Here is a 9,965-nt window from a genome sequence, read left to right as displayed (position 1 = left end):
CGGCTGATGACCGCTTCGCCCATGGCGTTTTCGACGCGTTCCAGGAACACCTCGACGGTGGCGCCGATGACGATCGGCGACTTGCCGTCTTCGTCAACGCCGAATTCCTTCACGGACACGCGGCCTTCGGTCTTCAGACCGACGTCGATGATCGCGAAGTCTTTTTCGATCCCAACGACGATGCCTTTGACAACCGTGCCTTCCATGAAGTCACGGCCGCCCATGCTCTCGTCGAGCAGGGCGGAGAAGTCGTCGCGCGTCGGGTTCAGGCTCATATCGTCAGCCATTAATGTTCTTTCGTCTTCAAGTGACGCCGCCTCTGAAATGAGGAATGGGTCCGACCACGCGTGAAGCGTTCAGGCGGAGTCCCGGCGTCGGGTTAAGGGTTGCAACCGAATACGCAGGGCCAAGTCCCCTGCGCTGTGGATTTGCCCGCGGCCGCACGAGGATAGGGCGTGGTTGGATTTGCAGGCTGGGGCCTCTGTTAGGAGAGTTCCCAGCGCGCGCGCGCCGCCTCGACGATACGGCGGGCCGCATCGGTGGCTTGGTCTATAGTCATTTCGGTGGTGTCCAGCAAGACGGCGTCGTCAGCCGGCCGCATCGGCGAGTCGGCCCGGCCGCCGTCGCGGGCGTCGCGCTTGCGGATATCGTCCAGGATGTCCTCGTAACTCACCGCCTCGCCCTGCCCTTGAAGCTGCTTCCAGCGGCGCTCGGCGCGAACCTCCGGCGTGGCGGTAACGTAGAGCTTGGCCGGCGCGTCAGGCGCGATCACCGTGCCGATGTCGCGACCGTCGATCACCGCCCCGTCGGGCCGCAGGGCGAAGGCTTGCTGCATGTCGCGCAGCGCCAGGCGCACGGAGGGATGGATCGCCACGCGGCTGGCGGCCTCGCCGGCCTCCCGCGTGCGGAAGGCCGGATCAGTCAGCATCTCGGCGGTCAGGTCGCGCGCCACCTGGGTAGCCGCCCTCACATCGTCAAAGTCGCCGCCATGCCGGGCCAGCAGCACGCCGACCGCCCGATAGAGCAGGCCGGAGTCCAGCATGGGCATATCGTAGGCCTCGGCCAGACGGCTGGCGATCGTGCCCTTGCCCGAAGCCGCCGGCCCGTCGACCGCGATGACGAACGGCGCCTTCACGAAATGTCCGCGCCCAGGCCGCGCATCAGCGGCTCGAAGCCCGGGAAGCTGGTGGCGATCATGCCCGGTTCGTCCACGGACACCGGTTCGTCCGAGGCCAGCCCCATGATCAGGTGCGACATGGCGATCCGATGGTCGCCCTTGGTCGTCACCCGCGCGCCACCGGCGACCGGGTGATTGCCGCGCACCGAGCCGATGACGATCAAGCCTTCAGGCTCTTCCTCGACCCCGACCCCGCAAGCGGTCAGGCCGTGGGCCATCAGGGCGATGCGGTCGCTTTCCTTCACACGCATCTCGCCGATGCCGCGCATGATCGTCGAACCCTCGGCGAAGGCCGCGGCCACCGCCAGGATCGGATACTCATCGATCATCGCCGGCGCACGTTCGGGCGGCACCGAGACGCCCTTCAGGGGAGAGTGACGGGCGGTGACATCGCCCACCTGCTCGCCGCCCTCTTCGCGGACGTTCGAGATGACCAGGTCGCCGCCCATTTCCTGAAGCGTGGTGAAGAGGCCGGTGCGCAACTCGTTCAGCAGCACGCCCTCCACCGTGACCTCCGAGCCCGGCGTCACCAGGGCCGCGACCAGCGGGAAGGCCGCCGAAGACGGATCGCCCGGCACCCGCACCTTGGTTCCAGTCAGCTTCTGGCCGCCGGCCAAGGTGATGTAGCGCCCGTCAGGACGATCCTCGACCTGCACCACGGCCCCGAAGGCGCGCAGCATCCGCTCGGTATGGTCGCGGGTGGCTTCCGGCTCGATCACCTGGGCGCCGGCCGGCGCCTGCAGGCCCGCCAGCAGCACCGCCGACTTCACCTGGGCCGAGGGCTCAGGCAGCCGATAGGAGAGATAGGCGAGGTTCCCGCCCTGAAGGGTGAGCGGCAGCCGGCCATTGGAGCGGCCCGTCCAGGTCGCGCCCATCTGGCCGAGCGGCCCCAGCACCCGGCGCATCGGCCGGCCGCGCAGGGACTCATCGCCCGTGAAGGTCGCCGCGAAGTCGAAACCAGCCATGGCGCCCATGATCAGGCGCACGCCGGTGCCGGCGTTGCCGCAGTCGATCACGTCGGAGGGTTCGGAAAATCCGCCGCGCCCCTCGACCCGCCAACGGCCCGGACCAAGCTGCTCCACGCCCGCGCCGAAGCTGCGCATGGCCTGGGCGGTGCGAAGGACATCGTCCCCTTCAAGAAGCCCTTCGATCTCGGTGACGCCTTGCGCCAGCGCGCCCAGGATAAGGGCTCGGTGAGAGATCGACTTGTCGCCTGGGGCGCGCACGCGGCCCCGCAGCGGGCCGCCGCGTTTCGCGGTCAGTCCTGCTGACGTCATGGGATTGCCAAGCCTCCTTAAGGCCGTGCTGTTCTTGGAAAGGGGTTTGCTTTTGACAGCGCTCTCCGCGCATGGCAAGGGAGCCGGCTCCAATTTGAAAACCCGCTCTGAGAGGCTCAGCCCCCTTGGCTAATCCCGAACTGGGTGCAAAGCAAATTTGCCCCAACTGCCAGGCCAAATTCTACGACCTGACGCGACGCCCTGCCGTCTGCCCGAAGTGTGGTCATGAGTTTGACCCCGACGAAGCGGTCCGCAACCGTCGTGTCCGCGCTCGCGCGGCGCCCGTCGACCACGACCTAGACGACGCCGAGGATCAAGTCCGCGGCAAGCCGAAGGCCGAGGACGAGGACGAGGAAGAAGAGGTCACGACACCGGAACTGGACGAAGTCGCCGACGAGGTTCCCCTCGTTTCGGACGATGACGACGAGGCGCCCGACGCCCCGGCGGAAGACCAGCTTTCCGAGTTCACCGAAGACGACCTCGAAGACGAGGACGACGCTGACGTTCCGTTCCTGGAAGACGAAGAAGACGACGACTTCGACGACACCGAAATCGAAGGTCTTCCTGGCGAAGGCGCCGAGGACGACCGCTAAAACCCTTATGGAATAAGGGCTCGATCAACCCACAAAAAAAACTTTCAGAGTGGGTTGATCGGGCCAAACTCTCAGACTAGGTTCCGCGCCTCTTCGGGGGGCGACCTACGAAGAGCCGGAAGACCCCGGGGCTATAGCTCAGCTGGTAGAGCGCTTGAATGGCATTCAAGAGGTCAGCGGTTCGACTCCGCTTAGCTCCACCATGGAGGCCCGCAGTTAACGCTGCGGGCCTTCGCCTTTTCAGGCTCCCGTTGAAATCCAAACCGATCATCGCCACATGAGTTCCAATCGGGACCCGCGCCTAGCTTTGGGCGGGACCTGGTGAGTCGCTTAAAGCGAGGACTCTGGAATGAACCGGCCGATCGTCTTCGACAGCCCCTTCCTGCTGGGCTTCGATCATACCCGTAGTCTCATCGAACGCGCCGCCAAGGCCGCCGCCGAGAGCTACCCGCCCTACAATGTCGAAGATCGCGGCGAAGGCTCGCTGCGGATCAGCTTGGCCGTGGCCGGGTTCACCCCCGACCAACTCCACGTCACCGTGGAGGATCGCCAATTGATCGTGGCCGGAAAGCGAGAGGGCGTCACCGACGAGGCCTTTCTGCACCGCGGCATCGCGGCCCGGGGCTTCGTGCGGACCTTCATCCTGGCTGACGGGATGATCGTCGAGGGCGCGACCCTGGAACATGGACTGCTGCACATCGACCTGTCCCGGCCAGAGCCGGAACGCCGCATCCAGCAGATCCAGATCAAGACGGCCGGCTGAACCGGCGGCCGTTCGACGCGTTGAGTTTTATGGAGGTGGTCATAATGACGCCGAATCTTACGACTGAAGCCTTTGCCGCCCTGGGTGCGCCGGACCTCGTCTATGTCCGTCCGATCCGGGCGTCCGAGATCATTGCGAATACACCTGCATCGCAGATCCAGGGCTTCGAGCTCGATCCCGATCAGGTCCTCTACGCGGTGCACCGCGCCGACGGCGAACGCCTGGCGGTGTTGACCGACAAGGACTCGGCCATGGCCGCCGCCCTGGCCCACGAACTGGCCCCGGTGTCCGTCCACTAGGGCGGCCGCACCCAGGCCCCTCAGGCGGGCCTGGAGACGTTTTATCCACTTGAGAGCTAGAGAGACCCTAGTCCGCCGCCACCAGCGGCGGGCGGGGCCTTCAAGCGGCCGCTGAGGGCCGCTCCTGGACCAACAGGGCGTGTATGGCGTCGGGCGTGCGCGCCTGGCGCAAGTGCTCACGCACGTCGGTGTGGCGCAGCATGCGCGAAACGCGCGCCAAGGCCCGGAGGTGTTCGGAGCTGGCGTTCGGCGGCGCGAACAGAGCAAAGATCAGATCGACGGGCTGGTCGTCGACGGCGTCGAACTCGACAGGCTGATCCAGCCGCACGAACACGCCGCGCATCCGGGTCAGGCCGTCGAGGCGCGCGTGGGGCGCGGCCACACCGTGACCAACGCCCGTCGAGCCGGCGGCCTCGCGCTCCACCAGGGCGTCGAGCACCACGCCCGCGTCCAGCCCGAAGTTGCGGGCGGCGATCTCCGCCACCAAGGCCAGGGCCTGACGCTTATTCGGCGCGCTTGCGCGCGCCGCGATCGCGCCGCGGTCCAGTATATCGCCTATCTGCATAGTCTCGTGACGCCCAAACTCGAAAAAGTCCCGACGCACGACAACTCGGGATCGGCGGAACTCAACGCCTAGGCGCTGACTCCGTTCACTCCGGTCCCATTGAGCGATTTCGTACGTTCAGGATCGACCCAGCCGATATTTCCGTCCGGCCGGCGGTACACCACGGACAATCCCCCGTGAGCGGCGTTCCTAAACACGATTGTTTGAGATTCAGTCAAGTCCAACTCCATGACCGCCATGGCGACGGTCATCTCGCGAACGGGCCTTTCGGTTTCCGCGATAACCATTCCCGACGGCGGGGTGTGGGACTGCTGCGACACTTCGCCCTCGTCCCACTCGACATCCTCCTCGCCCTCCGGCGCGCGGATGACGAAGTAGGACGCGGTCTCGACTTGCTTGGCCGTAGCCGCGGCCGAGTGGCTCTTCAGCCGACGCTTATAGCGGCGGATGCGAGTCTCGATCTTTGCCAGCGCCGCGTCGAAGGCGCCGTGAGCGTCCGTGCCTAGGCCATGAGACTGCAACGCCTGGCCTGAGGCCAGCTTCACCGCACAGTCGACCCTGAAGGAATGACCCTCGCGGCTGACGACGACGTCGGCGCTGCCGCCGCGGTCGAAGTACTTGCCGATAGAGCCGGTGATTTCGTCGGAGACCCGCTCACGCAGGGCCTCACCAACGGCGACATGCTTGCCGGAAACTAAGACTTGCATACCCCATCAACGCGCCGCTGCGGCAAAGGTGTCAAGCGCCCCCGAGCCAGTTCACGAGAAGGCGAACACCGGCGATCACCGCGTCGGCGGCGAGGTACAGAAGCATGCCGCTGAAGGCCGCCAAAATGTAGCCGGCGGTCGCAAAAAGGCCATCTCGCTGCAGCAGCGCGAAGCCCAGAACCCCGATGGTCAGGGCTGGCAACAAATTGCCCAGTGGGATCGGCAGGATCAGCACGAAGGACAGCACCGAACAGATCATGCCGATGGCGCGGTCGCCTATCGTGCCGAACATGAACCCCATGCGCGGGCTGGAGATCTTCTCGATCCGCTCGACCCAGGGCAACAGGCGATGGAAGGCCCGGCTGAGGCCCGCCCCCGAGATGGTGCGGTCCTCCAGCCACTTCGGCAACCACGGCGCATGGACGCCCAGCGCCAGTTGCGGCGACAGCAGCAGCAAGGGCGCGCCGAGCACGGTGGACGATCCGGGCGGCAGCGGCAGCAGGTTCGGAATGGCCAGGACGAACAGCAGCGAACCAAACGCGCGACGCCCGAAACGGTCGACGATGTCGCCGAGCCGCATGTCATCCTCAGCGCAAAGTTCGCGCAGGACCACCGAGATCGGCTTCTGCTGTTCCTCAGCCCAACTGTCCGACATCTATTTCCGCAGCAGCCCTTCTCGATGTATCCGCCAGCAACAACGCGCGAGCCTTCGGATGGATTGGAGGCGACGCACCCTGTTTACAAGCAGCCCCTATTTGGCATATCGGAGCGTCATGCGTCGTTCGACCATTAAAAGCGCGATTAAAACCACCAGGCCCGCGGGGCTTGAGGGTTTGCGCGCGCACGTCGCGTAGCACCCTTGAGGACCCCGCCGGCAGGCTGGGGTCGCACTTCGAAGAAAGCGAACACCTCGGCCTCCGGATCACACTGGAGATGAGACCCATGCTTTCGACCGAGACCGCCCGCCCCGCCGCAGCTCGACGCCTGTTCACCATCGCCATCGTCGGCGCCACCGGCGCGGTCGGCGTGGAGCTGATGGACTGCCTGGCGCGTCGCAACTTCCCCGTTCGTTCCCTGAAGCTGCTGGCCTCGCCGCGCTCGGCCGGCCGCACCTATAGCTTCCAGGGTCGCCAGGTGGCGGTCGAGGCCCTGACCGCCGACAGCTTCATCGGCGTCGATATCGCCATCTTCGCGGCCGGCGCTTCGATCAGCCGTGAGTTCGCGCCGATCGCCGCGGCCAAGGGCGCGCTGGTCGTCGACAACTCCTCGGCCTTCCGCATGCAAGACGGCATCCCGCTGGTGGTGCCCGAGGTGAACGGCGGCCTGCTGGCTGATCGCCCGCGCATCATCGCCAACCCCAACTGCGTCGCCGCCATCGCGGTGATGGCCCTGCAGCCGCTGCACGCCCAGAACCCCATCCAACGGGTGATCGGCGCGACCTACCAGTCGGCGTCCGGCGCCGGCGCGGCGGCCATGGAGGAACTGCAGCAGTCGACGGCCGCCTATCTGGCCGGCGAAGAGTTCGCGCCCAAGGTCCTGCCGCACCCCTACGCCTTCAACCTGTTCAGCCACAACGCCGGCATCGAGGCCGACACCGGCTACAACGGCGAGGAAATGAAGGCGATGGAGGAGATCCGCAAGATCATGTCCACGCCCGACATGCGCCTGTCCTTCACCTGCGTGCGGGTGCCGGTGCTGCGCGCCCACTCCATGGCCCTGACCGTCGAGTTCGAACGGCCCGTGAGCCCTGCCGAGGCCGAAGCCTGGTTGGCCGAGGCTCCCGGGGTGCGTCTGGTCAACGATCCCTTGCGCAACCATTACCCGATGCCGAACGAGGCCTCGGGCCAGGACGACGTGCTGGTCGGCCGGATCCGCAGCGATCTCTCCGACCCGTCGGGCCGCACGCTCAGCATCTTCGTGGTCGGCGATCAGCTGCTGAAGGGCGCCGCGCTGAACGCCGTGCAAATCGCCGAGCGTCTCGCGGCCTAGAACGCGGGCTGGACAGCCCCGCCGTAGGTCTTCTCGATGAAGGCGCGCGCGGTGGGGCTCGTCAGGGCGGCGGCCAGTTTCTGGACGCGCGGATCGTCCTTGTTGTCGGGCCGCGCGACCAGGAAGTTCACATAGGGGCTCTTGCTGTCTTCCAGCAGCAGGGCGTCCCTGGTCGGGCTCAGCTTGGCGTCGAGGACGTAGTTGGTGTTGATCACCGCCAGGTCCAGCTCGCCCAGCACGCGGGGCAGGGTCGCGGCCTCAAGCTCGCGGAACTTCAGCCCCTTCGGGTTGGCGACGATGTCGTTCAGCGTCGAGAGCGGGTTCGTGGGATCCTTCAGGGTGATCAGCCCGCCCTTCTGCAGCAGCAGCAGGGCGCGGCCGCCGTTGCTGGGCTCGTTGGGAATGCCGACGCTCGCGCCCTGGGGCAGGTCGGCCAGGGTCTTCACCTTCTTGGAATAGGCGCCGATCGGCTCGATGTGGACGCCGACCACACGGACCAGATCGGTGCTGCGCGCCTTGTTGAACTCATCCAGATAGGGCGCGGTCTGGAAGAAGTTCACGTCGAGCTGCTTTTGCGCGACCTGCAGATTGGGCTGCACGTAGTCGTTGAACACCCGGATATCGAGCTTCACCCCCTGCTCGGCCAGCAGCGGGCGGATGGCCTCGAGGATCTCGGCGTGCGGCACCGGCGTGGCGGCGACGACCAGGGTGTCGGCGGCGCCGGTCTGGGCGGCCTGCTTGCCGCAGGCGGCGAGCGCCAGGGCGGCGGCGGCGAGGATCAAGGTGCGGCGGATGACAGGCATCGAAATTCCTTGGCGGGTCAGCGTCGGCTGACCTTGATGATCAGGCGGTCGCCCGCCCATTGCAGCCCCTGGACCAGGGCCAGCAGCAAGACCACCGTCACCACCATGACGTCGGTCTGGAAGCGTTGATAGCCAAAGCGGATGGCCAGGTCCCCCAGGCCGCCCGCGCCGACGACGCCGGCCATGGCGGTGTAGGAGACGAGCGCGATGGCGGTCACGGTCGCCCCGGCGATGATGCCGGGCATGGCCTCGGGCAGCAGGGCGCCGAACACGATCTGGCGCGGGCTGGCGCCCATCGCCTGGCCGGCCTCGATCACGCCCTTGTCGACCTCGCGCAGCGCCGTCTCGACCAGCCGCGCATAGAAGGGCGCGGCGCCCACCACCAGCGGCGGAATGGCGCCGGCCACACCCAGCGAGGTCCCGACCAGCAGCACGGTCAGCGGGATCATCACGATCAGCAGGATCACGAACGGCACCGAGCGCAGGACATTGACCACGAAAGACAGCGCCATGTTGGCCGGTCGGTTGGCCAACAGCTGCCCCGGTCCCGTCAGGAACAGGATCACCCCCAGCGGCAGGCCGAGCAGCACGGAGAACCCTAGCGACCCGCCCAGCATCACCAGGGTGTCGAGGGTCGCCTGACCGATATCGGCCCAGTTGATGTTGGCGAGCATCCCCTTAGGCCTCCTCGACCCGGACGCCGGCGGCGATCAGGCGCGCGCGCGCCTGCGCCACGTCGCCGCCGACTAGCGAGACCAGCAATTGGCCGTAGGGCTCGTCGCGGATCTTGTCGATGCGGCCGGCGAGGATGGAATAGTCGACGCCGGTGTCGCGGGCGATGCGGCCGAGGATCGGCTCATAGGTCGCCGCACCCCGAAAGGTCAGCCGCAGGGTCGGGCCAGCGCCCTGCCCCTGCGCCACGACCAGGCCGGCGGCGTCGGCCACCAAGGCGCGGGTGATCGGATGACGCGGGTGCAGAAAGACCTCGGCCACCTCGCCGCTCTCGACCACGGCGCCGGCGTCCAGCACGGCGACGCGGTGACAGACGCGTCGGATCACCTCCATTTCGTGAGTGATCAGCACGATGGTCAGGCCAAGCTCGCGGTTGAGCCGGGCCAACAGGTCGAGGATCTGTTCGGTGGTCTGCGGATCGAGCGCGCTGGTCGCCTCGTCGCACAGCAGGATCTTCGGGCCGTTGGCCAAGGCCCGGGCGATCCCGACCCGCTGCTTCTGACCGCCGGATAGCTGAGCCGGATATTTGCGGGCCTGATCGGCCAGGCCGACACGGTCCAGCAGTTCCGCGACGCGCGGGCCGATCTGCCCGCGCGGCACGCCGGCCACCTTCAGCGGATAGGCGACATTGGCCGCCACGGTCTTGGACGACAACAGGTTGAAATGCTGGAAGATCATCCCGACCCGGCGGCGCAGGCCGCGCAAGGCCTGGGCGTCCAGGGCGCCGACATCCTCGCCGTCGGTGACGACCTTGCCCTGGCTCGGCCGCTCGATGCCGTTGATCAACCGGATGAGGGTCGACTTGCCGGCCCCCGACTGACCGATCACGCCGAACACCTCGCCCGGCGCGACCTCTAGGCTGACATCGACCAGGGCCGGCGCAGGCGCGCGCGCGAAGGTCTTGCCGACGGATTGGAAGCTGATCACGCGCCTTCCCTACCCCGCCGCTCCCGATCCTCAAGACAGAATTTCTCGGAAAGGGCTTAGGTCGCGGGTCGATCCTGCCTCGGATCGCGTGCCATGGACACGCCCGCTCCCGGCGGCGCCAGCCATGCCAGCT

Annotated in this window: 13 protein-coding genes and 1 tRNA gene; 5 read left to right on the top strand and 9 right to left on the bottom strand. The window is 66.9% G+C overall.

Translation table 11 applies throughout. The annotated features are described in order from the left end of the window. The 3 genes from Q7T84_RS09845 to aroA all read right to left on the bottom strand — a co-directional run. The coding region (locus Q7T84_RS09845; RefSeq protein ID WP_304808269.1) for a S1 RNA-binding domain-containing protein at positions 1–287 on the bottom strand (287 nt) is incomplete at its 3' end. 197 nt (positions 288–484) lie between these two features. Beyond that, positions 485–1,135, bottom strand: coding sequence for a (d)CMP kinase (cmk, locus tag Q7T84_RS09840; protein WP_304808267.1), 651 nt, complete (start codon positions 1,133–1,135; stop codon positions 485–487). After that, positions 1,132–2,454 carry a 3-phosphoshikimate 1-carboxyvinyltransferase gene (gene aroA, locus Q7T84_RS09835; RefSeq protein WP_304808265.1) on the bottom strand — a complete coding sequence of 441 codons (1,323 nt, stop codon included), beginning with the start codon at positions 2,452–2,454 and terminating at the stop codon, positions 1,132–1,134. The genes cmk and aroA overlap by 4 nt, the downstream gene beginning before the upstream one ends. A 125-nt stretch (positions 2,455–2,579) precedes the next feature. On the opposite strand from aroA, the gene Q7T84_RS09830 reads away from it, so the two are divergent. From Q7T84_RS09830 to Q7T84_RS09815, 4 genes are all read left to right on the top strand, one after another. Further along, entirely contained in the window at positions 2,580–3,047 is a 468-nt protein-coding gene (locus Q7T84_RS09830; RefSeq protein WP_304808264.1) for a TIGR02300 family protein, read from the top strand. A gap of 127 nt (positions 3,048–3,174) precedes the next feature. Next, positions 3,175–3,250, top strand: a tRNA-Ala gene (locus Q7T84_RS09825). Between the two features lie 146 nt (positions 3,251–3,396). Continuing rightward, on the top strand, positions 3,397–3,810 hold the full coding sequence (locus Q7T84_RS09820; RefSeq protein WP_304808262.1) for an Hsp20 family protein: 414 nt from the start codon (positions 3,397–3,399) through the stop codon (positions 3,808–3,810). A gap of 44 nt (positions 3,811–3,854) precedes the next feature. Then, positions 3,855–4,109 carry a DUF1150 family protein gene (locus Q7T84_RS09815; RefSeq protein ID WP_304808260.1) on the top strand — a complete coding sequence of 85 codons (255 nt, stop codon included), beginning with the start codon at positions 3,855–3,857 and terminating at the stop codon, positions 4,107–4,109. Positions 4,110–4,209: 100 nt separating this feature from the next. Here Q7T84_RS09815 and ptsN read toward each other — a convergent pair whose 3' ends face one another. The 3 genes from ptsN to Q7T84_RS09800 form a co-directional block, all read right to left on the bottom strand. Then, complete coding sequence (gene ptsN / locus Q7T84_RS09810) at positions 4,210–4,674, bottom strand: PTS IIA-like nitrogen regulatory protein PtsN (protein WP_304808258.1); 465 nt, start codon at positions 4,672–4,674, stop codon at positions 4,210–4,212. Positions 4,675–4,742: 68 nt separating this feature from the next. Further along, on the bottom strand, positions 4,743–5,381 hold the full coding sequence (hpf, locus tag Q7T84_RS09805) for a ribosome hibernation-promoting factor, HPF/YfiA family (protein WP_304808255.1): 639 nt from the start codon (positions 5,379–5,381) through the stop codon (positions 4,743–4,745). A 31-nt stretch (positions 5,382–5,412) separates the two neighbouring features. Continuing rightward, the gene (locus tag Q7T84_RS09800; protein ID WP_304808253.1) at positions 5,413–6,036 is read right to left on the bottom strand and encodes an exopolysaccharide biosynthesis protein; all 624 of its coding nucleotides are present in this window, start codon (positions 6,034–6,036) and stop codon (positions 5,413–5,415) included. A gap of 287 nt (positions 6,037–6,323) precedes the next feature. On the opposite strand from Q7T84_RS09800, the gene Q7T84_RS09795 reads away from it, so the two are divergent. Then, positions 6,324–7,370, top strand: coding sequence for an aspartate-semialdehyde dehydrogenase (locus Q7T84_RS09795; protein WP_304808251.1), 1,047 nt, complete (start codon positions 6,324–6,326; stop codon positions 7,368–7,370). Here Q7T84_RS09795 and Q7T84_RS09790 read toward each other — a convergent pair. From Q7T84_RS09790 to Q7T84_RS09780, 3 genes are read right to left on the bottom strand one after another with little or no spacing between them, the layout of a single operon-like run. Beyond that, positions 7,367–8,173 carry a MetQ/NlpA family ABC transporter substrate-binding protein gene (locus Q7T84_RS09790; protein ID WP_304808249.1) on the bottom strand — a complete coding sequence of 269 codons (807 nt, stop codon included), beginning with the start codon at positions 8,171–8,173 and terminating at the stop codon, positions 7,367–7,369. The genes Q7T84_RS09795 and Q7T84_RS09790 overlap by 4 nt on opposite strands. Positions 8,174–8,190: 17 nt before the next feature. Then, a complete protein-coding gene (locus Q7T84_RS09785; RefSeq protein ID WP_304808246.1) occupies positions 8,191–8,847 on the bottom strand; it encodes a methionine ABC transporter permease in 657 nt (218 codons plus the stop codon). Positions 8,848–8,851: 4 nt separating this feature from the next. Next, positions 8,852–9,832, bottom strand: coding sequence for a methionine ABC transporter ATP-binding protein (locus Q7T84_RS09780; protein ID WP_304808244.1), 981 nt, complete (start codon positions 9,830–9,832; stop codon positions 8,852–8,854). Positions 9,833–9,965 lie beyond the last annotated feature (133 nt).

This window comes from Phenylobacterium sp. (genome assembly GCF_030654915.1).
Classification (GTDB): Bacteria; Pseudomonadota; Alphaproteobacteria; order Caulobacterales; family Caulobacteraceae; genus Phenylobacterium.
Note: the sequence above shows the minus strand (reverse complement) of the source record. Positions and strands in the feature narration are given on the sequence as shown.

Excerpts from the sequence above, each read along its gene's own strand:
- aroA (WP_304808265.1), bottom strand. The coding sequence starts at position 2,454 with ATGACGTCAGCAGGACTGACCGCGAAACGCGGCGGCCCGCTGCGGGGC.
- Q7T84_RS09820 (WP_304808262.1), top strand. The coding sequence starts at position 3,397 with ATGAACCGGCCGATCGTCTTCGACAGCCCCTTCCTGCTGGGCTTCGAT.
- Q7T84_RS09815 (WP_304808260.1), top strand. The coding sequence starts at position 3,855 with ATGACGCCGAATCTTACGACTGAAGCCTTTGCCGCCCTGGGTGCGCCG.
- ptsN (WP_304808258.1), bottom strand. The coding sequence starts at position 4,674 with ATGCAGATAGGCGATATACTGGACCGCGGCGCGATCGCGGCGCGCGCA.
- hpf (WP_304808255.1), bottom strand. The coding sequence starts at position 5,381 with ATGCAAGTCTTAGTTTCCGGCAAGCATGTCGCCGTTGGTGAGGCCCTG.
- Q7T84_RS09800 (WP_304808253.1), bottom strand. The coding sequence starts at position 6,036 with ATGTCGGACAGTTGGGCTGAGGAACAGCAGAAGCCGATCTCGGTGGTC.
- Q7T84_RS09795 (WP_304808251.1), top strand. The coding sequence starts at position 6,324 with ATGCTTTCGACCGAGACCGCCCGCCCCGCCGCAGCTCGACGCCTGTTC.
- Q7T84_RS09790 (WP_304808249.1), bottom strand. The coding sequence starts at position 8,173 with ATGCCTGTCATCCGCCGCACCTTGATCCTCGCCGCCGCCGCCCTGGCG.
- Q7T84_RS09785 (WP_304808246.1), bottom strand. The coding sequence starts at position 8,847 with ATGCTCGCCAACATCAACTGGGCCGATATCGGTCAGGCGACCCTCGAC.